This window comes from Mucilaginibacter sp. R-33, assembly GCF_049949235.1.
Classification (GTDB): domain Bacteria; phylum Bacteroidota; class Bacteroidia; order Sphingobacteriales; family Sphingobacteriaceae; genus Mucilaginibacter.
Genome location: NZ_CP188089.1, coordinates 2812965 through 2836203 on the forward strand (window position 1 = coordinate 2812965; position 23239 = coordinate 2836203).

Sequence of the window (23239 nt, forward strand, 5' to 3'; positions counted from 1 at the left end):
TTTGTAATACCGGTTAAACAGTAAAGAATATACAACCCATTGAAGGCTGTATACTCTTTACTAATATTTGAATTTTATGCTTATTGCTGCCTGCCCGCATTGCTTAGTTTAGGATTGATATTTACCTGGTTAAGCGGATATGGGAAATACTCGTCGCGCGGCAACTGTACGGTGTTGGTTTGGCCAACACGTTTTAAGTAAGCGTTCACGATCACATCATATTTTCCAAAGCGTTTCAAATCAGCCCTCCTTTTACCTTCGTAATAAAGCTCCCAGCCGCGTTCCTGTAACAATGCATCGCGGAAAGTTGCCTGGGTCAAATTAGCCTGCACCAATAATTTTGCATGTGAGCGGCCTTTAACCTGGTTTACTAATGAAACAGCCTCTGCGGTTGGACCATTCAATTCGTTTAAAGCTTCGGCACGACTTAATAACACATCTGCATAACGTAAAACATCAACACTATGACCATCATAGTAAGTGTTAGCCCCGTTTGGATCGGCATATTTCATGGTTGCAACATCAGGCATATATAAAACACCATCCGGAGCTGTAGCGCCTAAGGAAGGCGCTTGTTTGTGGGTTAAGCCATCAACACCCTGGTATTGGGTAAAGAACATTTTTTTACGGTCGTCCTCATCGCCATAGCTGTTATAAAAATCCCAGGTTACGGCATAATACTGCCATCTGTCGGTTAACACCGGATGGCTTAGCGGCCCAAAGTGGTTTAATAACTCAGTCCCATTAACATTGGCATCGCTTAATACCGAGAAGATATTTTCAGAGCACCAGGTATTTGATTCTTTAAATAAACCTTCGTAGGTTGGATATAACTGGTAGATACCCAGATCCATCACCTGCTTGGTTAAATCAGCGGCTTTTTGCCATTGATGCTCACGCAGATAGATCCTGGCCAGCAGGAACATCGCAGCACCTTTGGTGGCGCGACCAACATCATTAGTTGTGTAGATATCACTTTTGGTATAATCTTTAGGCAATACATTGATCGCATTTTGCAGATCGCTGATCATTAACGCGTCCACCTCCGCAACCGGGCTCGGCGCGGTTTGAGCTTTGTAATCGGGATTGGCTACATCCTTTTCCGTATTCAGGATCACCGGGCCCCAGGCATCTGTAAGATCGGAGTAAGCTATAGCACGTAAGAATTTCATCTCAGCCAAAAACTGATTTTTCTGAGCATCTGTGATACTTTTCATCGCGGCTATATTGTAAATAGCATTGTTTGCATTGGCAACAAGCTTATAGATCTGCCTGTAATCCTCGGCTATCAAACCGTTAGCTGAGTTCCATTGCACCAGTGACAACTGTCCCGGGTCGCCGGCGTAGCTACAGTGGCCTACATCGGTAGTTAAGTCGGTAAGGGCAAAGTGCCTCACTGTCCAATAATCGAAGTTATCGCCAACTGCCGGGCCTTTCAAGCGGGCATAGACTGAGTTAACCGCTGCAATGGCGTCAGACTTGGTTAAGAATGCGTTTTGGCTTGTTAAGCTGCTGTATATTTTAGGCTCGAGGTTGGTTTTGTTACACGAAAACTGTGTAACTACCGCGGCTGCTAAGAGTAGAATATTATATTTTTTCATTTTGACTAATATTTTGTTGATCCCCTAAATGGATAATTTCATTAATGGATAGATGCCTTAATACCAAATGTTATCGTTCTGAATGCCGGGAACGAGTTAAAGTCTAAACCGCCGCCAGTAGCGCCAGAGTGCACGTTAACTTCCGGGTCTGTACCTTTATAGCCGGTAATTGTCCATAGGTTTTGAGCTTCGGCATAAACCCTTATCCCCTGCAAAATTTTCATGTGCTGAAACAACGATGACGGGAAATTGTAAGCCAGCGTAAGCGACTTTAAACGTACGTAAGAAGCATTTTCAACAAAGCGCGAGTTTACATAGCTACCATAAGTGCTCAGGTAATAACCTTCGCGAGGGATAGAGGTATTTTCGTTTTTACCTGCAACAAACCTGTTTAATCCAGCTACACCTGTAGTTGACTCGAGTACCATGGAATTCATGTTGTACAGATAATAATCAAATGCACCCTGGAAGAATATCCCCAGATCAATGCCTTTATAATGAAAATCATTACCAAAACCGGCCATGTAGTGAGGGTTGGAATTGCCCAGGTAAGTGCGGTCGTCCGGGGTAATTTTACCGTCGCCGTTCACATCTTTGTATTTAGGATCACCTGCTTTTGAATTTGGCTGCGGGGTGTATGTTTCGCCGGTTTTCACTACGCCCTCGTAAACGTAGCCATACAGTTCGCCTAACTCAATGCCTGGTACAACCCTTGTAAATTCCTGGCCCGAAACGGTACCACTTGGGTTAGCAGTATTAGTGCTGATCACGGTTACCCCAGGACCTAAATCCAACGCTTTTTGCTTGTTATAAGCGAACGTTACGGTGCTATTCCATGCTAGATCTTTACCCTGTAAATTGTTGGTATTTACCGAAAGCTCAATACCCCGGTTTTGGATGGAGCCACCATTTATCCATTGATTGCTGAAGCCCCATTGCTGGCCGATAGGAATCTGGATGAGCAAGTCAGTTGTTTTTTTGCTGTAGTAGTCGATACTTGCATTGATACGGCCATTGGCAAAACCCATATCCAAACCAATATCAAGCTGCCTTGTACTTTCCCACTTCAGGTTGGGATTGGCCAGTGTTTTAGGCTCGATACCGGTTTGCAAATTGCCGGTTTCATTTAGCACAACACCATAAGGGCTAAAAGTTGAAAGATACAGGCTTGCGGGGATACGGTCATTACCTGTAACACCGTAACTAACACGAGCTTTTAAATTAGAGAACGTATTCAGGTCCTTTATAAAATCGTCATCGGTAAGCTTATACGCTATTGCTCCTGCGGGGAAAAAGCCTGAACGTTTGTTTGAACCGAAGTTTGACGAACGGTCGTCACGATAAGAAAAGGATGCTAATAATTTATCTTTATAAGCGTAATTAAATCTTGTAAAATATGATGTCAACATGGCTTCTGCCTTGCTGCTTCCATAACCATTAACCAATGATCCGGCACTTAGGTTATAATATAAAAACGCATCTGTAGAAAAACCTTTAGCACCCGCGCTCAATCCTTCCGTGACATCCTTTTGATTCGACGTACCTAATAAAACAGTAAAGTCATGATCTTTAGCTATGTTAAATTTATAGGTAAAGTAATTTTCAACTATCCACCTGAAAGCTGATGAGGTTTGCTCGCTGGCAACACCACCCTGCTTAGCGCCGGCGATTGTTGTAGTTGGCAAATATTGCCCGGCTGTAGTTTGGGTATATTCGGTACCGGCAGTAAGATGATAAGTTAGGCCATTGATTATTTTGTAATCCAAACCAATGTTGGCATTTACTAATTTATTGCCGCTATTATTTGTGGGCTCTAATAAGCCCGACAACGCATTGGTTTTTGTACCCTGGGTAACGTAATAATTATAAGTACCATCGGCATTATATGGTTTTACGTTTGGTGGTGCAGTCAATAAACTAAATAATGGCGCGGTTATATCGCCGGAGTATGACTGCAGTGTTGAGCTTGAACTGGCCCCGTAAAAATTAGCGCTGATCTTCAGGTTTTCATTCATGGTTTTCTCAGCACCTATCCTTGCAGTATATCTTTCATAACCCGTATGTTGTAATACACCCACCTGTTTGATGTGGTTACCGGCAACATAGATCTTTGAATTCTGATCGCCTGAGCTTAAACTGATGCTTTGATTTTGAACTGTTGCGTTGCGGGTTGCAAGCTTTAACCAGTTGGTATTAGCCACCTGGAAGCTTGAAGGATATGGTTGTGGCTTACCATCTTCAAGAGCCGTTGCATTTTGGATATCGGTATACTGCTGCCCGGTTAACAGGTCCGGCTGATACCTTAGATATTGTGTACCGCCTGATATATCGGCATCCAAAGAAACTTTGCCATTCTTACCTTTTTTTGTGGTGATCAACACAACGCCGTTACCGCCTCTCGCACCATAAATAGCTGTTGCCGAAGCGTCCTTAAGCACCTGGATATCCTCCACGTCATTAGGGTTAACCTGGTTACCATTATCGCTGATGAAGCCATCAACAACATATAATGGAGAAGTTGAGGTATTAATAGAGTTACCACCCCTCACGGTGATATTGATTCCGGAGCCTGGCGCAAAACTGGCCTGTTGTACCTGCACGCCTGCTGCTTTACCCTGAATGGCCTGTCCAATGTTGGTGGTTGTACCACCAAGCGTCAGGTTATCACTCTTGATTGAGCTGATTGAACCGGTCAGGTCACCTTTTTTAACAGTACCGTAACCTACAACAACTACTTCATTCAGTTTATTCAGGTCTTCCTGCAAAGTGATGGTGATATCAGTTGAGCCACCCACAGATACTTCCTGCGGTTTATACCCTACGTAAGAAACAACCAATATTGTAGAGTTACCCTTTAATGTAATTTTGAACTTACCGGCAACATCGGTTGTAGTGGTATTTTTGACACCTTTTTGGGTAACGGTAGCACCAATTACAGGACCGTCTTTATCTTTTACGCTACCATTAATGGTTGTTTGCGCATTGGCAAGTACTGGCAATAATAGTAGCAGGCAACAGCACATCAACTTAAAAAGGCCGTTGATCTGCCTCCTCAAATAAATGTGTTTGCTGAAGCCCTTGTCGGGGAGTGAGTAAATTTTAATCATACGTTGGTGGTGTTAGTATTAATTAATTGTTAGTTTTTTGTTGTGATTTAGCCTTGTTTTTGAATATTGGAAATTAGAGATACAGGGTTTCGAAAACAAAAAATCGCCCCTCCAAACACAGCGCAAACGTTTGCTTTGGGTGAAAACAGGCTTACGCAAACGTTTGATTCAAAGTATTTTGCAGTGATAAAGCTTGATTCCTGAAAGCTTTTGTGGCATTAAGCGGGTTGCAAACCGGATGATTTAAACGTTAATTTTATGGATTCTGCGTATTTGGAGGATTAAGCTTGAAGAATTTGATTATGAGTTGGTTGGACTAACATTTACAAAATTAATCCACTGCAATATCGGCCACCACTCGGCTGTTGCTCATAGCCGTTGGCTTAGGCCGGCAAGGGGGTTAACAGGGTTAACATACATTCAAATATTTACATATAAACTCCTTATAATCAATTAAATAAAAAAACACGAGTTACACTAAAAAGCTATCGCTGTGCCGGAGCCAAGGGCAGCTATGATCGTTTTAAAAAAGTAAAGCCCGGCTTTTGGCCGGGCTTTACACAAAACATGCAAAAAATATAAACGATAATTATAATTAAAAGCCGCTGTCATCAAGCGCGAAGGTATTTTTGCGCTCCTTCCATTTGCCGCGGGTAAAATCAGGAAACGCTATGCTGGCATTACCTTCTTTTAATGATTTTGTTGATAACGGCGTAATCACACTCATGGTAACAGAATCATAAACATCAATAGGTGTCTGGCGTTTTTGCTTTACTGATTCAACAAAGGCGTTAAACACAAACCAGTCCATACCGCCGTGACCTGCACCTTCGGCAAACTTTTCGTATTTTTTCCAAAGCGGGTGGTCATATTTATCAAACCATTCTTTTGCCGGGTCCCATGAATCATCTTCTTTTGATTTATGGTCGATATAAACACTTTTGTTTACATCCATCCACAAACCTTTAGTACCCTGTACGCGGAAACCTAACGAATATGGGCGGGGAAGGTGCGTATCATGGCTTAGCATCACTGTTTCGCCATTGGCACAGTTGATCATAGTAGTGGTTACGTCACCGTTTTTGTAATGGATCTTAGCATTCGGATGACCGGGCGATAATTCTTCTACATATGCTGCCAAACCCTTTGCTTTGGTGCTAAATGATACCAGGTTAGTAAAGCGGTTACCTGCATTAATATTGGCATAATGCATACAAGGGCCTGCGCCGTGGGTTGGGTAAATATCACCATCCACATCGATATTAAACTGCGTACGCCATTGGGCTTCGCTCAGGGCTTTAGGGCCAAACTCAACGCCGCCGCCATAATATTGCTTACCATTATTGAACAATACACCTCTTAAATTATGCTGATATCCGCCTTCCAAATGAATGATTTCGCCAAACAGGTCCTGGCGCACCATATTTAAAGCAGCCATCACATCACGACGATAACAAACGTTTTCAAGCGTCATGTATGGGATTCCTGTTTTTTCTGAAGTGTTAACGATATCCCAGTGGTCTTCAACCGTAAGACCGGCAATTACCTCACAGCCTACATACTTTCCGGCTTTCATAGCGTCAATAGCCTGTGGGTGATGAAACTGCCATGGTGTGGCAATAATTACCGCATCGATATCTTTATGGTCGAGCAGTTTTTTGTAGGCATCCAGTCCGCCGGTGTATTCCTTTACGGGTGCATGGCCTTTTTTGGCGATGTATTCGCGGCAAATCTTCAGTGAGCTTTCCTGTGTATCACAAATGGCAACGATCTCCACATCATCGCGAAGCAAACCTTCGGCAATATGGCTCATGCCGCGGGCACCTACGCCTATGTAACCTAAACGGACTTTCGCAGGTGCCGATGCAAACAGCCTTCCTGACGGTAAAATGCTAAAACCGGCTGCCGCAATCGCGCTGGTTTTCAGAAATTGTCTTCTTTCCATATATAATATTGAGGTTTTTGGGGGCTTATTTATTGGGTAATTTTTCAAAGTCAATTAAAGGTTTTTGCTTTGTTGCATTGCGATCGTAAGGAGTTTTAAGCGGTACGTAATTGTTAAAAAAACCTCCGTTTTGAAGAAAGAACTTGTCGCCTTCCTTTCCTCCTGCATAATCCTTACGATAGTTGGCATTAGCCGTAGCGTCGCCGGTATAAATGGCATGGGTAAGCTCCTGCCAGTTGTTTTCGCTGTCACCTATCCACTGGTTAGTAAAATAAGCTTTGCGGATCTTATCGCCATTTTCAGGTTCAAAATTTTCCACAAACGAATACAAATGAGTTAAATAAGTGGCCTTCTGCGGGCGGGTAAAGCTGGCTATTAAAAACCATTTCCCGGCAGTTACATCTTTAAAATATGCGGTATAAGTGGTTGTGTATTTTGCATTATCCGGCTCGGCGCTAAGCAAAAAGGCGTAAGCTTGCCCGGCTTTCCATGGGAAACGCATATAACTTTGGCCTCCCGAGCCCTCATTCCCGAACTCACCTATATGCACATTACTGCCACTCTTAACCCGTTTAATGCGCATGCTATCCGGGATACTCTTCGGATCTTCAGTATTAAAAGGGCTCCATACTGAAAATAGCACCCTTCGTTCGGTTGCGGAATTTACCTGCATACCGAAATATCCTTCTCCAAAACCATCTGCCATAAAATAAGAGCCTATCACGTCCTGGCCTTTGGGCACGATAATCTCGTTATAAAACCATTTTACTTTATTCTCTTTGTCGGTGGGGACTGGGTAGCGTAAATGCACAGAAGGCCCCCTTCTGCCAAAATGAAATGAGCTGCCTTTTGCAACATATGAAATATCATTATCCGGCTTTTGCAGGGTAATTACCAGGTCAGATACATCTGCATAAACAGTCCCGGTTTTACTGATGCCTTTTAAACTGATCTTTACATAACCCGGCCGACTGATGTGAACCTTCCCAAAACTGACAGTATCAAAGCTTGTGTTGCTTATTTTTTTGACGACAGCCTTTTTTCCTGCCGATACCAGCAGCGTACTGTTCCCCTGCGGTACCCGTACCACCAGCGCAAGCTCAAGGTCCTGTGCAACACTAACCCTGAAATAAATATTACAGGTTGATTTTATGCTTCTCAGGCCAATCAAACCTTCATCGGTTATAGTATCCGGCGCGCTTACCCAGGCATTACCACCAAAAGGGATAACATGACGCAGTTTTGAAGCATCAATGTGTACCGTCTGTGCAATGGCAGCTTCATTTCCTATGAAAATAAACAATATTGAAAGACAAATTATAGCGGTTTTCTTCATCATGGGTTATAACACAAGTATCGTTTCATAAATGTACTCGCATTAGTGGTTTTAGGAAAAAATAAATACTTCAATTTCAACGCAAACGTTTGAAAAATGGGCATAATTATCCCTTAACTGGCATTAATTGAAAAACAGATATTTATCAAACATTATGGGGTAACGACTTCAGTTTCTAAAATTGGAGGTAAATACGCCTGCTAAACGATTATTTCTTTATTGCAGATAAGCGAGGCTCTCTAAATAAAATTAAAAGGGACTATATGGCATTGCCAATATTCAAATCTCCACTATACTAACCGACCAACCTATGCAAACCGATGATTTAGCCACGCAAACGTTTGCAATGCAGTTAATACAAGCTATTTCATAATAATCGCTTAACTTTAACTATAAAAAAACGACATTAGCCCGTATTTAATGCAAACAAAGCCAACTACTATAAAAGAGATAGCGCAAATTTTAGGCATCTCGGTTTCTACAGTTTCAAGGGCCTTGCATGATCATCCAAGCATAGGACTAACCACAAGGGCGAAAGTTAAAAAACTGGCCGGCGAGTTAAACTATGAGCCGAACCAAACCGCTATTTTTTTGCAAAAGGGCAAAACCCTCACCATCGGGGTCATTTTACCCGAGCTTTCGGAGGCCTTTTTTTCATCGGCCATAAGCGCTATTGAAGATACTGCCTATAAAAAAAATTATACCGTATTGCTGGCACAATCACATGATGATGAGCAAAAGGAAAAACAGCTGGTTGAAAAAATGAAAAACCACCGGGTTGATGGGCTGCTTGTATCGGTAGGGAAAAATACCTCCTCGTACCAGCATTTTGAAAACTTAAAAAAATACAATATCCCGGTAGTCTATTTCGACAGGATCCCGGCCATACCCAACATCCATTATGTAGCCTGTAATATGGAAATCGGCACCATTGAGGCAGTTAGTTACCTGCTAAAAAAAGGTCACCGGGCAATAGGCATGATCAACGGGCCGCAAACCATGGTTGCTACCGGCGAGCGTAAAGAGGGATATATCAAAGCGATGACCAAAAACAGGCTTAAGTACGACCCTTCGCTTATAGTTTCGTGCGATTTGACCGAAGAAGGTACAAAAAAAGCATTAGATGAACTGCTGGCCAGCAAACGCAAGCCAACGGCCATAGTAACCTTTAATGATTATGTAGCACTTTTTGCTATTAAACACGCCAGTAAACTAAACATCAGGATCAATAAGGATCTTGAATTTGTAAGCTATGCCAATTTACCGCTAATCAATTATATGGAGAATATTCCCGCCGCCTCGGTTGAACAATTCCCATATTTACAGGGGCAAAAAGCAACTGATATTTTGATGGACCTGTTGCACCACCAGGGTACCGGCGGCAATGAACCAAGCGCCTTTTACAAGGTGATCATTGAATCGCAACTGGTTGAAAACAAAAAATAAACCTAAACAAAAAACACTCAAACGTTTGCGCATGGCTATCGTTTATGAAATTAGCTATGTTTGATGAGTTAACGTCTATAATATGTTTGATGATATCCTAATAAATTTTGGATTAAACGTTTCTGAATACGATATCCGGCCTTTTGGTTCGGGTTTAATAAACTATACTTATAAAATAAGTGGTGCTAACCATTCCTATATTCTTCAGCAAATCAACGTCGCTGTTTTTAAAAGGCCCGATCATATCGACAGTAACCTTGTACTAATCAAAGAATATTTTGATAAACACAAGCCAGGTTATTTATTTGTAGCCCCGCTAAAGAATCAAAACGGGAAATCGATCATTCAAGCCGCCGACGGTAAGTTTTACCGGCTTTTCCCATTTATTGAAGGATCGCATACAGTAAACTTTTTGCAGGATACAAAGGAAGCCTATAGCGCTGCAGTGCAGTTTGGCCGGTTTACCCGTTTGTTAAATCATTTTGACATCAGCAAACTCGAATACACACTTCCGGATTTTCATAATTTAAAATTACGGGTTGCACAATTTGAACAGGCTTTAAAAACAGCCGAACCCCGAAAACTGGAACAGGCAGCTAAGGAAGTAAAAGCTGCTGATGATCATATCAACATATTGCATACCTATAACCTGTTTACAACCAATAACGAAATCCCGCTCCGGGTGATCCACCACGATACCAAAATAAATAACGTACTGTTTGACAAAGAGCAAAACGCGCTATGTATTGTTGACCTTGATACAGTAATGCCCGGCTATTATTTAAGCGATGTTGGCGACATGATGCGTACCTATTTATCGCCCGCCAACGAAGAGGAAAAAAATCTGGATAAGATTATCATCAGGACAGATTTTTTCAGAGCGATATATAAAGGTTATATGAGTGAAATGAGCAACATCCTTACTGAAACTGAAAAACAGTATTTCACCTTTTCGGGCAAACTAATGATCTATATGCAGGGCCTCCGTTTTTTAACCGATTTTTTAAATAACGATATTTATTATGGTACACAATATGAAGGGCATAATTTGATCAGGGCTAAAAACCAGTTTAAACTACTTGAAGGTTACATCAATGCCGAACCTGTATTTAGTGAAATAATTGCCGGTGTAGATAAAGAATTACTGACCACTGCCAACGGCATTTAACCTGTCGGGCCGCACAATGTTACCAACAAACCTTGCACAGGCCTCGCTAAATTCATACTTTCGACGCCCGTATTGGTAGCAACCGGCCTAAACCGGGGCATGGGAAACAACATTTATGAAAGTTATTATAGCCGAAAAACCATCTGTAGCCAGGGAAATTGCCAAAGTTTTTGGGGCAACTACAAAGAAAGACGGTTATATTGAAGGCAAGGGTTTCACCTTTACCTGGGCTTTCGGTCACCTGCTGCAGCTTGCCGCCCCGCAGGAGTATGGTTATTACGGCTGGAGCGTTCAGCACCTGCCGATGCTGCCTCAAAAGTTTAAGCTCTCTATTCGTAAAGTAAAAACCAAGGATGGTTTGGTGGATGATCCATCAGTAAAAAAACAACTGGATACCATTCAAAAGCTATTTGATGAATCCACTGAGATCATTGTAGCAACGGATGCCGGGCGCGAAGGGGAACTCATCTTTCGCTATATTTACTATTACTTAAAATGCAAAAAGCCTTTTAAAAGGCTCTGGATCTCATCGCAAACTGATGAGGCTATCAAAGAGGGCTTCCGTAACCTGAAGCCCGGCAGCGATTATGATACACTGTTCAATTCGGCCCATTGCCGTTCCCAGTCGGACTGGCTGGTGGGTATGAACGCCACGCAGGCACTTAGTCTTTCATCGGGGATCCGTGGCGCGGTACTTTCATTAGGCCGGGTGCAAACCCCCACCCTTGCCATGATCTGTTCTCGGTACCTGGAAAACAAAAACTTCGTACCCGAAACATTTTACCAGGTAAGCATTCACCCCGATAAAGACGGGCAGGTATTTAAAGCGATATCTGCCGAAAATTATAAAACAAAAGATGAAGCACAGGCCGTGCTTGACAAGGTACAGGATATTGAAGGCGGCTTTCCGCAGGGCGGTCATATTTTACAGGTAGAAGCAAAACCACGTAAAGAACCACCTCCTTTGCTGCACGACCTGAGCAGTCTGCAGCAGGAAGCCAACAAACGCAAAGGTTTCACCGCCGATCAAACCCTTACCATCCTCCAAAACCTTTACGAAAACAAACTGGTTACCTATCCCCGTACCGGCAGCCGCTATATAGGCGACGATGTTTTTGCAGGCGTGCCTGCACTGATTGAAAAGCTGGAACAACATCCGCTGTTTGGCAAACAAGCCATTGCGTTGGGCAGCGCTACGCTTAACAAACGAAGCGTAAATGCAAAAAAGGTAACGGATCACCACGCCGTGCTTACCACCGGCGAAAACCCGCACCAGCTTTCGCCTGATCAGCAAGCTGTTTACGACATGGTGGCCGGCCGTATGCTCGAAGCATTTCACCAGGATTGTATTAAGGAGGTTACCAAAATTGTGGTACAATCGGGCGCTAAATTCAACGCCAGCGGAACGGTGATCCATACTGCCGGCTGGCGTTCTGTATTTAACGATAAGGAAGACGACAAAAAAGATGAAGAAAACGCAACGCTGCCTAAAGTAACCCAGGGCGAAAACCTCCCGATAACAGCCAAAGCCCTGCTCGAAAAGCAAACCAAACCCCGGCCACTATACAACGAAGCCACCCTGCTTAAAGCATTGGAAACAGCAGGCAAAGAGATTGACGACGAAGAGCTGCGTTATGCCATGAAAGACAGCGGCCTCGGAACGCCGGCAACAAGGGCGGCCATTATTGAAACCCTGCTAAAACGCAATTACATTATCAGGGAAAAGAAAAACCTGGTACCCACAACTACCGGCATTGCCGTTTATGAAGTAGTAAAAAATCAGCAGATAGCCCAGGCGGAACTTACCGGAACATGGGAAAAACGTTTGGAAGAGATCCGCTCCGGAGCTTCGGTTACCGAATTCCAGAACGAGATCAAAACCTATACACGAGCTATCACTTCCGAATTACTGGCGCAGGGAAAATCATTAAAAATCCCGACTGTGGAAGCAGCCGGGAGTAAAGCTACAACCTAAAGGATGTTAACATAAATAGCGATAACAAGGTCTTAACTGTAGTTCTTCCGGCGGCGGGTAAAACGTTAAGTATGGATTTTACTTTGGTAACACGATAAATTTGATATTCGTCCGTATAAAAGCTTACATTCATTGCATTATGGATCTAACCACGCTTATTGTTATTACCATTATAGTTTTTATTATAGCATTTGCGGCTTTCAGGTTATTTGATGTTAAGAAGAAAAAGAAGAAACTTGAATTGGAACGATCAGCAAGGATTTTACCACTTTATAAAAAGGCGGAAGCGTCTGCAGGTTTAACCGCCGAAGATGTTTTGCCCTTTGCCCAAAATCTGCTTACCCGCTACGACACCTTTTTGTATTTAAAAGAACTTGAGGAATTACACTTGTTCCCGGAGGCATACCTTACGCTTATTAAAGGAGCGGAAAGCTCACTGGCGCAATGGCTGGAGTTCCCTACCGAATTGGATGCCTGCCCCGACGAAATTGAACATATTAAAAGGGTTACCATTGATTTTGACGGCAGAAACAATTTTATCCATTACGAGGTGTTTAAATACCGTGTAAACCCACCCCATTGGGCTGCTAAAAACGGGTGGATGCTTGGCGTTGTCGGTCCGTTTTTTGACGATAGCAAACCTTATGATTTCCCGGGTGCTACTTTTAGCAGGATAAACAGTACTATTGATAAAGTAACTCCCGAAGAAGAGGCCAAATGGGTGCATGAAAACATTGGCATGCGGCGGTAGGCATAACAAGTTTTTGAACCCAGATTTACGAAGTTTTATAAACTTCGTAAATCTTCAATATCTAAATTAATCAACATCTTTCAATTCAATCCAAACAGGTGCATGATCACTTGTTTTTTCCCAACCCCGTACATCCCGGTTTACACCCGCAGCTACGAGTCGTTTTTCCAGGTGGGGACTCAGTAAAAAATGATCTATGCGTAAACCGGCGTTACGTCCATAGGCGTCGCGGAAATAGTCGAAAAAGGTATAAATCACTTCGGTAGGATAAATTTTGCGGATAGCATCGGTCCACCCCTGCTCTACCAGTGTTTTAAAAGCCTCGCGGGTCTCCGGGCGAAAGAGGGCATCATTTACCCAGCGTTCGGGTTTATAAACATCGAGCTCGGTAGGCATAACGTTATAATCGCCGGTTAATACAACAGGTTTATCGGCGGCAAGTAAACCGGCAGCGTGAATTTTAAGGCGTTCAAACCAGCCTAATTTATAATCAAATTTAGGGCCAGGGGCCGGGTTTCCGTTGGGCAGGTATAAGCAGCCAATGGTAATGCCGTCAACAAGTGCCTCAATATAGCGGCTATGCTCATCTTCGGGATCGCCGGGAAGCGCCCGGCACACCTCTGTAATTTCCCTGTCTTTTGCCAGTATCGCAACACCGTTCCAGCTTTTTTGGCCATGCCAGATAGCTTTATAACCTGCATCAAGTATGGCCTGCTCCGGGAAGTTTTCCTGTGGAGCTTTAAGTTCCTGCAAGCAGGCAACGTCAGGGGATGTTTCCTTTAACCAGCGGAGCAAAACAGGCAGCCGCCCGTTTACACCATTCACGTTATACGTAGCTATTTTCATGATGCAATTTAAACAGTTTAGGTTATATGATGCTCGTCTCAAAATATAAAAAGCGCGGCCATCCCTCGCAAGCAAATTGGTTGCAAGGGCTTATGAAGGACAAATTATTCCTTTACTTTTCAAACTCATCCGGATCTACTTCGGGCTGGCTTGGTTCGGTATCAGGAACTTCATTCGGGATATTTTCCGGCGCTTCTTCCGGCATTTCCGGCTCTCCCGGATCTGTAGGCTGCCTAATCTCCGGCCGTTCCGGATTTACCGGCATTTCATCTGGTTCGTTTGGCATGGTTCTCTTTTTTGACATATCTTAATAACCACCAAGCCCCGGATAGGTTTTCCTGAATGACTATTTAAGGGCCATAATGTGCCTTGTTTCCTGCAAAAACTGGTCTATCTTTTTCGTGCTGGAAAAGCTTTTAATAACTAATGCTTTTTGCTTGTTAGATCCCGGTACCTGGAAATACATATTAATATCGGTACCCGAGTAAACGAAATTATAGGTACGCCTGGTGATTTGAAAATTAATAAAATCGGCAAAGGCAAAAGTCTGATTACCGACACCAAGCGGATTGATCCTGCTTACAGTCTTGTTCGCCGTATCGAAAACTATTTTAGTAAAGGCGGAAAACACAAACGCTGCTCCCCCCAGCAAAAATCCCCCAATAACTAAAACCTTATGAAAAAAGTCCGAATCATGAGTCATAGCTTGATTGATGAATTCATTCAAAGCAAGGGCTATCAAACATAAACCAATCAATAGCCCGCCAATCCACTTACGCTTAATTGCATAATAAGGCGGGTGGGTGTCATAAAATTTATAATCGGTAATAGCTGTATCGGCATAAGTGGGCTCAATGTAACCTGTCGAAAGGAATTGCATAATTACCGGAAACGCTTCCTGGGTTAAGGCAATTGCGTTCGCGTCATCATTCTTTGTATAATTTGCCGATACTACAACCCCTTTTCCATATTTGTTTCTTTTTGGAAAAGCGCGATAATTATAGCCCCCCATGGTATTACGCACAACGCCTATGTTATCCAAATCGTCAAATTTTTCAGAACGGACATTAAGCCAACCAAAAAGTTTTTTACGCATTACCCGTGCACTGCTATCAAAAACCACTGATGTACGGCCAACTCCCCACAATATGCCAACAATAATCGTCAGCCCCAGGAACATGGTTATCATAAGCGATACGGATTGCGAGGGGTCGGGATAAAGTGTTTTACAAAAGAAAATGATAAATGCCGTAAATATTACCGCGAAACCAATGCTGAGTACATTATAAATACGATAAGGATACAATGTCACCCGCTCGCTTTCAATACTCCAGCGGGTTTGTGCAATTTTTTTTAGTGCCATAAAGGTTTAAATTTAGTATCCATTAAACAAGCCTTTCTTAGCAAGGTTTTAACTATGAGGTAATATTTCCAACCCGACTAAACCTTATTGCAATACGCTGTCATGATCCCATTAAAAAACCTCTTGCATTTTAAAAATGTTTAATTACATTTGCAGTGTACTACCACACTAATACACTAAACCATGATTCAAATACATAATTTGAATTTCAGTTACAACAGCAAAAAGCCGTTGTTTAAAAATCTAAACCTTTCATTAAAGGCTGGTCATATCTACGGCTTGCTGGGGAAAAACGGAGCAGGGAAATCAACCCTGCTGAAAAATATCGCCGGCCTCGCTTTTCCGCAATCGGGCCATTGCCTTATTAAGGGAACAAAAAGCTCAAAGCGCTTGGTATCCACCCTGCAAGACCTTTACTTTATTGCCGAAGAAGTTTACGTACCGGCATTAACTCCCGGCCAGTTTTTAGCCCGGACAGCTGGCTTTTACCCTGCCTTCAGCATTACCGACTTTTACAGTTATCTGAAAATATTGGATATTGACCCGGATCTGTTAATGACCAGAATGTCATACGGGCAGCAAAAAAAGATGATCATCGCTTTCGGGCTGGCTACCAATACCAGTGTACTGATACTTGATGAGCCCACCAACGGGCTTGACATCCCTTCAAAAGTTCAGTTCAGAAAGCTGATAGCATCTGTTTTAAATGATGAGCGCTGCATTATTATTTCAACCCACCAGGTGAGGGATTTGGACAGTCTTATTGATACCGTGTTGATTTTGGACGATCACCGCATCGTAATTGAGAACTCGATAGATGAGCTTACCGAGAAATTATTTTTCGGTGTTTTTAAAGACCTTACCGGGATGAATGCGCTATACGAAGAAGAAACCCTCATGGGCAAATACGCTATTGTACAAAACACCACCGGCAAGTACGGAAAAATGGACCTTGAGTTATTATTTAACGCAGCAACAACCAATAGCAGCAAATTACTAAACGCACTAAAACCAAGCACAAATCATGAATAATTACTTCAGTTTAAAGCGCTTTGGCCTGTTGTTTATGAAGCACACTGTAGAGCATTACCGCGCCTATTTAATGTCGGCAGCGGTTTTGGCAGGGGTATTTTTACTTGGCGGTTCGTTTGTGTTTTATATGATCCCGGGTCCGGTAGATGCCGGCTTTCAGATGGCCATGTTTGGAGTACTCATGATTATCGCAGGGCCATTATTTACAAGCACTGTTTTTACTGATCTGGGTGATAAGCGCCGAGCAGTTCCAATGTTAACCCTGCCTGCATCACAACTCGAGAAGTTTATGGTCGGCTGGGTTTATTCGTATGTTATATTCCTTTTGGTGTACACAGGCGTTTTTTACCTGGTATTATTTATCCTGATCAATCTCAAACCCTGGCCGGGGCATCAAATTGAAATACTCACCCTATTTCAGGATAAATTTGTACTGGTGATGATATTGTTTTCCTTGCTGCATGCCGTCACGATATATGGAGCAATCCGGTTCGAAAAATTACACTTTATAAAAACAGGTTTCAGTTTCTTTATTTTTTATGCCCTGCTAATCCTTGTGAATACAGTGTTCGTAAGATTTATTGTTGGCAGGCCAATCAAACCGGTAACGCCTTTTTCATTTCTCAATTTCCAGGATGGTATGAACTTTTACTCCATTGGTTTAAATGCGCAGCAATCTGCCTGGGCTTTTATTGTGATTCCTATTATATCGCTGCTGATCTGGATAGCGGCATATTTTAGGTTTAAGGAGAAACAGGCTTAAAAAAGACGATCATGGAATTTAAAGATAACGAAGCGATATACCTCCAGATAGCGGCTTTTGTGAGCGATCAGATCCTGATGGGCAAATGGCCCGGCGGGCAAAAGATTCCATCGGTACGCGATATGGCTGTTGAGCTGGAAGTGAACCCAAATACGGTTATGCGATCGTACGAATTTTTGCAGGGGCTCGAAATTATTTATAATAAACGCGGCCTGGGTTTATTTGTGGCCGAAGACGGTTTTGATAAAGTAAAAGCTTATCGTAAAGAAAACTTTGTGCGCCAAAACCTGCCCGAACTTTTTAAAAACATGTACCTGTTAGGTATTTCGATAGATGAGATCAGTCTTCAATACCAAAACTTCCAGGCACAGCAAAAAGAAGAACTAAACCAGGCAAACAACGATGAAAACAAGCAATAAATTCTTACTTACCGCGGTATTATTACTGTTAGTTTCGGTTGGGATCTATGACTTTCAGCTGAAAGCAGAATATTTTAAAGGTGAGTATAAAAACCCTTATAATGGCTTTAACAACCTAAATTTCCGAAATTTCAAGGTTATTGAGCTTGGTTCATCGACGGCTATCAATATTATGCTGGTTCAAGGGCCATTCAAGATACTTGCTGACCCTGCCGCCATGGAGTTCATGAAAATTGAACAACGGCACGATTCGCTCTTTATTCGCGCCGCGTTTAAAGATAACTTTCATAATGTACAAGCCCCAAACGTTCTGTACATATCCATGCCGCAATTAAACGCGTTTTACGCCGATGCAAAATATAAGGCAGGCGACACTGAAATTGTCGATACCACTGCCGCGCAAGACTTCAAATGGCGCGCTACTACCATCAGTGGTTTCAGCGGGGACGGGCTCAACATTATCCAGGACCATGCTTCCACTGTCCTGCTAAAAAACAACAAGTTTAATGTATTAAATGCCATTATCGGTAAAAGCAACAATAGCTCTTCAAATCTATCTATTGAAACAGGTAACCAATTCAGTAAAACCAACCTCGATATCCGGAACAAAAGCCGCTTGTGGATCAAGGACGATAGCCTCAGCAATATAACCTATAAACTTGCCGACAGCGCTAAACTCGTCCTGAACGGAAATACAAGGATGATCCGTAATAATAAATGACCAAAACTTAGCAAATCATGAAATTAGTAATCAACTCACTCTCTAAAACCTATGCCAACGGCGTACATGCTTTAAAAGATGTTTCGCTGACCCTTAATAACGGCATGTTTGGCCTGCTTGGCCCAAACGGCGCTGGTAAGTCATCACTGATGCGTACTATAGCCACTCTGCAGGAAGCCGATAAAGGCAGCATTTTTTTAGATGAACTGGATGTACTGAAAAACAAAACCGAAGTTAGACAGCTACTCGGTTACTTGCCACAGGAGTTTGGTGTTTATCCCAAAATATCGGCCGAACGAATGCTCGACCATATTGCCCAGCTAAAAGGTGTTGGCAACAACGCCGAACGCAAAGACCTTGTGCTGCAATTATTAGAAAACGTAAACCTTTATAAAGACCGGAAAAAGCACCTTGGCACCTACTCCGGCGGTATGAAACAGCGTTTTGGAATAGCACAAGCATTAATCGGTAACCCTAAACTTATTATTGTTGACGAACCCACAGCAGGCCTTGACCCGGCTGAGCGAAACCGTTTTTACAACCTGCTGAGTCGCCTGGGTGAAAATACCATCGTGATCTTGTCGACCCATATTGTTGAGGATGTAAGCACGCTTTGCGCTAATTTCGCTATTATTTGCCAAGGCGAGGTTTTATACGCGGGCGATCCGGAAAGCGCAGTAAATGAGTTGAATGGGAAGATCTACAGCAAAGTGATCACCCAATCAGAACTCGGCTTTTACAAAGATGATTACCAGGTAATATCAACGCAGCTTAAAACCGGCAAACTTCATATCCGCGTTATCAGCGAAGCCGAACCCGGCACCGGTTTTATGAGCAGCACGCCAAACCTGGAAGATGTGTACTTCAGCAACATCGCTACACGAATAGATGTAGACACCATTTAAAACCACTATAAACCAATAGTTTATGTTTCTTAAAATATTTCTGTTCGAGATCCAGAATAGGGTCCGCAGGCCAGCCGTTTACCTATATTTTTTGGCAGCACTTGTATTTACGGTGTTCACTTTTTCAACAGGCTCATTGCCTTTAGGCGAAAAAGAGCACATCAACGCGCCTTACGTACTTGCCTTGTGGTGTTCAGGCATCACCATGATGATAACACTTGTAAGTTCATCAATTATGGGCACTGCTTTGTACCGCGATATTGAGTACAACACAAAAGATTATTACTTAACCTACCCTATCACAAAAGCAGGTTATTTCTGGGGCCGTTACCTGGGTTCGTTCGTTTTCATGATCTTTATAGCATCAGCCATTATTATTGGTGCATTTATAGGTACTAAGCTTGGCCCTGCCATGCGATGGACGGATGCGAAACAATACGGCCCTAATAACCTCATTTACTATCTGCACCCGTTTTTTACTATCGGTCTGCCAAACGTGTTGTTCACCTCTTCGTTGTTTTTTGGACTGGTAGCCATTACCCGCAATGTGAAAGTTATCTACTTTGGGGGGATTCTGTTATTCCTGTTTTACTTTATCGCATTATTTTTCCTTAACCATGTTAACAATCCAACAGTAATAAACCTCAGCGATCCATTTGGCATTAACGGCATCAGGATGCAAACCAATTCTTCAAGCACTATTGAACAGAACACTACGCTGTTTCCTGTAACAGGTACGTTTATGCTCAACCGTATAGTATGGGGAGGTATCGGGATAGTTGTTGTAATTTTCACTTATATCAGGTTTAGCTTTGAGCGCTTCTTTAGCGGCAGGCGTGATAAGGCAGCTATTGACGAAGTCGGGGTTAAAACCCAAAATGCCATATCCATTAAACCGGCAGTTAGCTTTACCGGCAAATACAACAGGAATACGCTGCGCAACCTGGTAAAGGTCGAATTGCTAAACATCATTCGCGATAATTATTTCTGGATCATATTAATAAGCGGCAGCTTATTCCTTGGTTTTGTATTCTGGCTTGGCGAAAGCCGCAATGGGGTACCTGATTTTCCGCGTACTGTTGTGTTACTGGGTATTTTTAATGAAGCCTTTCCCTTCTTTATTTTCTTCATCTTGATGTTTTATACCGGTGAAACCCTGCACCGCGACAGGACTACCCGTTATGCCTTTATCAATGATTCACTCCCACCGCCAAACTGGATCCTAAATGGTTCAAAACTTATTAGCTTATTGCTTATCGGTACGGGCCTATCTGTTATTCCTATCATAACTGGTGTTATTGTTCAATTATTAAAAGGATATCATGCGCTGAACCTATCGGCGTACTTTACTTATATAGGCTATATACTGCTGCCTTCCTTATTAGAGATGGTTGTATTTTGTTATACGGTACACGTTATTATCAATAACAAATTTGCAGCCCATGGCATAGGGGTGTTTTTATGGGTCATCTTTTTCTTTTTGCGTAAAACAGGCATTTTTGATTATAACCTGTTGCTGTATTCGTATACGCCATCGTCAGGGATCTCTGACATGACAGGCATGGGCCACATGGCAACGCCTGTTAACTGGTTTAATTTGTACTGGCTGCTGTTTGCAGGCCTGCTCATCATTGTTTCGGCATTGTTTTATTACCGGGGAGTAACATCCTCTTTTAAAGAACGGTTACGTTTGTTGCCCCAGCGCTTTAACAGCAGCACAGCTTTGGTCACTACCATAGTGGCTATAGCGTTTTTAGCTGTTGGCGGGTGGAATTATTATAACGTAAGTTTTTTAAATAGCTACCTTATCAAAAGTGAAAACACGGCAAGGGCGGTGATGTATGAAAAAGCGCTGAAAAAGTATGAGCATCTTCCGCTGCCTAAAGTGACCGGGATAAAAATGCAGGCAGATCTTTACCCGGATAAACAACAGGTAGCCACACACGCACGGATAACCATTACCAATAAAAATAAAGTTGCCATATCACAAATGCTGCTTGATGGCGATGAGCTCACCAATTATTCGCTTAAAACAAATGGTGTATTAGTTCCGTTTACTACGCCGCTGCTTTACCCGCGTGGATTTTTTAACTGGTTCAGGCCGAAGGCTGACACCGCCGACTTTCGTTTATATCATTTTATAAAACCTTTATTACCCGGCGACTCGCTGGTATTGGAGATCAACTCAGAAATAGTACATAAAGGTTTTACCAATGGGATGTATGCTGCAGCTCTCATTAACAACGGTACGTTTTTTAACGGAGGGTTACCGGGCTTAGGTTATGATGAAGATGATGAACTAAGCAGCCCTTATGAACGCAAAAAAGCGGGATTACCCGAAAAGAAGGAAGAAGAAATAAAGCAAGATGATCCCGAGGGTATAAGCACCTTAAAGGCAGGAAGGGCAGCTGACCTTTTGAAATTAGATGTAACCGTTGGCACCCTGGCCAGTCAAACCGCCATCGCTCCCGGCCGGCTTGTAAAACAATGGCAGCAAAATGGCCGCAACTATTTTCACTATGTGCAGGATAAACCGGGCATGTACATGCCAATGGGCATTATATCCGAAAAACTGGCGGTAAAAAAAGCAACTGTTCAATTGGATCATCAGGTAAATATTGAGGTTTATTACCACCCGGAGCATAACATTAATATCGACAGGTATATTGCCGCCTACAAAGATGGCTTGACTTATTACAGCAAGATTTATGGCAATTATCCATTTAATGATATCCGGCTGGTGGAAACTTCTGTTTACGGCCCGCAGGATGCCTCCATGACAACGCTGGATACTTATGCGGAATATTTTGGGTGGAACGCCGATTTCAGGGATCCCAACAGCTTTGATTATTGCTATGCCAATACCACCAGGCTACTGTCACAACAATGGTGGCGGTTCCAGACAGCGCCAAACAGCACTGTTGGAAGTTTAGTGATCCCCGAAGGCCTTTCAAACTATGATCAACTGGTAATGTCCGAACACAAATACGGCAAGGACAACATGCGTTATATCGTTTTAGATCAACTATGGTATTACCTGTTCATCAGGCGGCACCTTAATGAAGACGAGCATCCTTTGATCAAAGCCGATCAATGGTTTTTATGGGGAGGCAAAGCAAGCGTAGCTTTATATGGCCTGCGTGATATGATTGGCGAAGACAGTATAAACGTAGCCCTGCGCGAATTTAAAAAGGCTTACACTTTTAAACCAGATGGCCCTTTTGCCGGCGCCAACAATCTTTACCAATGCCTTCAAAAGCACGTTCCGGATTCGCTGCAGTATTACCTTACCGATACATGGCAAAAGATCACACTGTATGATAACCGGATGGTTGAAGCAGGCAGCAAACCCACAGGCAATAAAAATGAATACAAGGTTACTTTTAAGCTTGACGTTAGCAAAGTCTGGAAGGATGCTAAAAACAACGATATCCCGGCCGTAAACATGAACGACTATATTGATATCGGAATTTTCGGTAAGCAGGTTCAAGGTGCCGGTAACCGGATGGTAAGTAACACATTGTACCTCAAAAAGTATAAGCTGAAACGCGGGCAGCAGCAATTCAGCATTATTGTTAAAGGCCAGCCCGCCTCTGTAGGGATTGATCCATTCAGTAAATTGATTGACAGAAATCCTAACGATAATATCAAGGATCTTTAAGGCAAACAAAGCTGTATCATAAATCGTGATACAGCTTTTTTGACTTATTCGAATACTCAAGCTATATATAGTCTTTGGTTACCCTTGCTGACAAAGGGGGTTAACAGGGTTAACACAATTCAGGGTCAACATTTATATATATAATTCACAATCAGCCGATTGAGTGTTTTTCATGCAAGAAATGTGTTAACCCCCTTTTG

General features: G+C 42.7%; 17 protein-coding genes. 10 read left to right on the forward strand and 7 right to left on the reverse strand.

All coding sequences use genetic code 11. The features are described 5' to 3' along the window. Positions 1-80: 80 nt before the first annotated feature. From ACP26M_RS11790 to ACP26M_RS11805, 4 genes are all read right to left on the reverse strand, one after another. Complete coding sequence (locus tag ACP26M_RS11790; protein WP_426589057.1) at positions 81-1601, reverse strand: RagB/SusD family nutrient uptake outer membrane protein; 1521 nt, start codon at positions 1599-1601, stop codon at positions 81-83. A gap of 41 nt (positions 1602-1642) precedes the next feature. After that, positions 1643-4708 carry a SusC/RagA family TonB-linked outer membrane protein gene (locus ACP26M_RS11795; protein ID WP_426589059.1) on the reverse strand — a complete coding sequence of 1022 codons (3066 nt, stop codon included), beginning with the start codon at positions 4706-4708 and terminating at the stop codon, positions 1643-1645. A 595-nt stretch (positions 4709-5303) separates the two neighbouring features. Next, entirely contained in the window at positions 5304-6653 is a 1350-nt protein-coding gene (locus ACP26M_RS11800; protein ID WP_426589061.1) for a Gfo/Idh/MocA family protein, read from the reverse strand. A 25-nt stretch (positions 6654-6678) separates the two neighbouring features. After that, positions 6679-7992, reverse strand: coding sequence for a DUF3472 domain-containing protein (locus tag ACP26M_RS11805; RefSeq protein ID WP_426589063.1), 1314 nt, complete (start codon positions 7990-7992; stop codon positions 6679-6681). Positions 7993-8409: 417 nt separating this feature from the next. Here ACP26M_RS11805 and ACP26M_RS11810 point away from each other — a divergent pair, with 417 nt between their 5' ends. The 4 genes from ACP26M_RS11810 (at position 8410) to ACP26M_RS11825 (ending at position 13329) form a co-directional block, all read left to right on the forward strand. Then, the gene (locus ACP26M_RS11810; protein WP_274989221.1) at positions 8410-9435 is read left to right on the forward strand and encodes a LacI family DNA-binding transcriptional regulator; all 1026 of its coding nucleotides are present in this window, start codon (positions 8410-8412) and stop codon (positions 9433-9435) included. An 82-nt stretch (positions 9436-9517) separates the two neighbouring features. Next, positions 9518-10603, forward strand: coding sequence for a phosphotransferase enzyme family protein (locus ACP26M_RS11815; protein WP_426589066.1), 1086 nt, complete (start codon positions 9518-9520; stop codon positions 10601-10603). A 115-nt stretch (positions 10604-10718) separates the two neighbouring features. After that, entirely contained in the window at positions 10719-12578 is a 1860-nt protein-coding gene (gene topB, locus ACP26M_RS11820) for a DNA topoisomerase III (RefSeq protein WP_426589068.1), read from the forward strand. A gap of 139 nt (positions 12579-12717) precedes the next feature. After that, positions 12718-13329: a hypothetical protein gene (locus ACP26M_RS11825; RefSeq protein WP_426589070.1), complete on the forward strand. Its 612-nt coding sequence runs from the start codon at positions 12718-12720 to the stop codon at positions 13327-13329. Positions 13330-13395: 66 nt separating this feature from the next. Here ACP26M_RS11825 and xth read toward each other — a convergent pair whose 3' ends face one another. The 3 genes from xth to ACP26M_RS11840 form a co-directional block, all read right to left on the reverse strand. Further along, on the reverse strand, positions 13396-14175 hold the full coding sequence (gene xth / locus ACP26M_RS11830) for an exodeoxyribonuclease III (RefSeq protein WP_426589072.1): 780 nt from the start codon (positions 14173-14175) through the stop codon (positions 13396-13398). 112 nt (positions 14176-14287) lie between these two features. Continuing rightward, a complete protein-coding gene (locus ACP26M_RS11835; RefSeq protein ID WP_354482021.1) occupies positions 14288-14479 on the reverse strand; it encodes a hypothetical protein in 192 nt (63 codons plus the stop codon). 42 nt (positions 14480-14521) lie between these two features. Then, positions 14522-15538: a hypothetical protein gene (locus tag ACP26M_RS11840; protein WP_426589074.1), complete on the reverse strand. Its 1017-nt coding sequence runs from the start codon at positions 15536-15538 to the stop codon at positions 14522-14524. A 183-nt stretch (positions 15539-15721) separates the two neighbouring features. On the opposite strand from ACP26M_RS11840, the gene ACP26M_RS11845 reads away from it, so the two are divergent. The 6 genes from ACP26M_RS11845 to ACP26M_RS11870 are packed head-to-tail and all read left to right on the forward strand — an operon-like array spanning position 15722 to position 23039. Next, positions 15722-16570, forward strand: a complete 849-nt coding sequence (locus ACP26M_RS11845) for an ATP-binding cassette domain-containing protein (protein ID WP_426589076.1) — start codon at positions 15722-15724, stop codon at positions 16568-16570. Beyond that, on the forward strand, positions 16563-17333 hold the full coding sequence (locus ACP26M_RS11850; protein ID WP_426589078.1) for a hypothetical protein: 771 nt from the start codon (positions 16563-16565) through the stop codon (positions 17331-17333). The genes ACP26M_RS11845 and ACP26M_RS11850 overlap by 8 nt, the downstream gene beginning before the upstream one ends. Positions 17334-17344: 11 nt before the next feature. Next, on the forward strand, positions 17345-17752 hold the full coding sequence (locus tag ACP26M_RS11855; RefSeq protein ID WP_426589080.1) for a GntR family transcriptional regulator: 408 nt from the start codon (positions 17345-17347) through the stop codon (positions 17750-17752). Further along, positions 17736-18473: a hypothetical protein gene (locus tag ACP26M_RS11860; RefSeq protein WP_426589082.1), complete on the forward strand. Its 738-nt coding sequence runs from the start codon at positions 17736-17738 to the stop codon at positions 18471-18473. Before ACP26M_RS11855 ends, ACP26M_RS11860 begins: the two co-directional genes overlap by 17 nt. A gap of 17 nt (positions 18474-18490) precedes the next feature. Next, entirely contained in the window at positions 18491-19378 is an 888-nt protein-coding gene (locus ACP26M_RS11865; RefSeq protein ID WP_426589084.1) for an ABC transporter ATP-binding protein, read from the forward strand. Positions 19379-19400: 22 nt separating this feature from the next. Next, positions 19401-23039 (forward strand): hypothetical protein, encoded by a 3639-nt coding sequence (locus ACP26M_RS11870; protein ID WP_426589086.1) that lies wholly within the window; start codon positions 19401-19403, stop codon positions 23037-23039. The last annotated feature ends 200 nt before the right edge of the window (positions 23040-23239 follow it).

Excerpts from the sequence above, each read along its gene's own strand:
- ACP26M_RS11815 (WP_426589066.1), top strand. The coding sequence starts at position 9,518 with ATGTTTGATGATATCCTAATAAATTTTGGATTAAACGTTTCTGAATAC.
- ACP26M_RS11825 (WP_426589070.1), top strand. The coding sequence starts at position 12,718 with ATGGATCTAACCACGCTTATTGTTATTACCATTATAGTTTTTATTATA.
- xth (WP_426589072.1), bottom strand. The coding sequence starts at position 14,175 with ATGAAAATAGCTACGTATAACGTGAATGGTGTAAACGGGCGGCTGCCT.
- ACP26M_RS11865 (WP_426589084.1), top strand. The coding sequence starts at position 18,491 with ATGAAATTAGTAATCAACTCACTCTCTAAAACCTATGCCAACGGCGTA.
- ACP26M_RS11870 (WP_426589086.1), top strand. The coding sequence starts at position 19,401 with ATGTTTCTTAAAATATTTCTGTTCGAGATCCAGAATAGGGTCCGCAGG.
- ACP26M_RS11855 (WP_426589080.1), top strand. The coding sequence starts at position 17,345 with ATGGAATTTAAAGATAACGAAGCGATATACCTCCAGATAGCGGCTTTT.
- ACP26M_RS11810 (WP_274989221.1), top strand. The coding sequence starts at position 8,410 with ATGCAAACAAAGCCAACTACTATAAAAGAGATAGCGCAAATTTTAGGC.
- ACP26M_RS11790 (WP_426589057.1), bottom strand. The coding sequence starts at position 1,601 with ATGAAAAAATATAATATTCTACTCTTAGCAGCCGCGGTAGTTACACAG.
- ACP26M_RS11800 (WP_426589061.1), bottom strand. The coding sequence starts at position 6,653 with ATGGAAAGAAGACAATTTCTGAAAACCAGCGCGATTGCGGCAGCCGGT.
- ACP26M_RS11850 (WP_426589078.1), top strand. The coding sequence starts at position 16,563 with ATGAATAATTACTTCAGTTTAAAGCGCTTTGGCCTGTTGTTTATGAAG.
- ACP26M_RS11840 (WP_426589074.1), bottom strand. The coding sequence starts at position 15,538 with ATGGCACTAAAAAAAATTGCACAAACCCGCTGGAGTATTGAAAGCGAG.
- topB (WP_426589068.1), top strand. The coding sequence starts at position 10,719 with ATGAAAGTTATTATAGCCGAAAAACCATCTGTAGCCAGGGAAATTGCC.
- ACP26M_RS11860 (WP_426589082.1), top strand. The coding sequence starts at position 17,736 with ATGAAAACAAGCAATAAATTCTTACTTACCGCGGTATTATTACTGTTA.
- ACP26M_RS11845 (WP_426589076.1), top strand. The coding sequence starts at position 15,722 with ATGATTCAAATACATAATTTGAATTTCAGTTACAACAGCAAAAAGCCG.
- ACP26M_RS11835 (WP_354482021.1), bottom strand. The coding sequence starts at position 14,479 with ATGTCAAAAAAGAGAACCATGCCAAACGAACCAGATGAAATGCCGGTA.
- ACP26M_RS11795 (WP_426589059.1), bottom strand. The coding sequence starts at position 4,708 with ATGATTAAAATTTACTCACTCCCCGACAAGGGCTTCAGCAAACACATT.
- ACP26M_RS11805 (WP_426589063.1), bottom strand. The coding sequence starts at position 7,992 with ATGATGAAGAAAACCGCTATAATTTGTCTTTCAATATTGTTTATTTTC.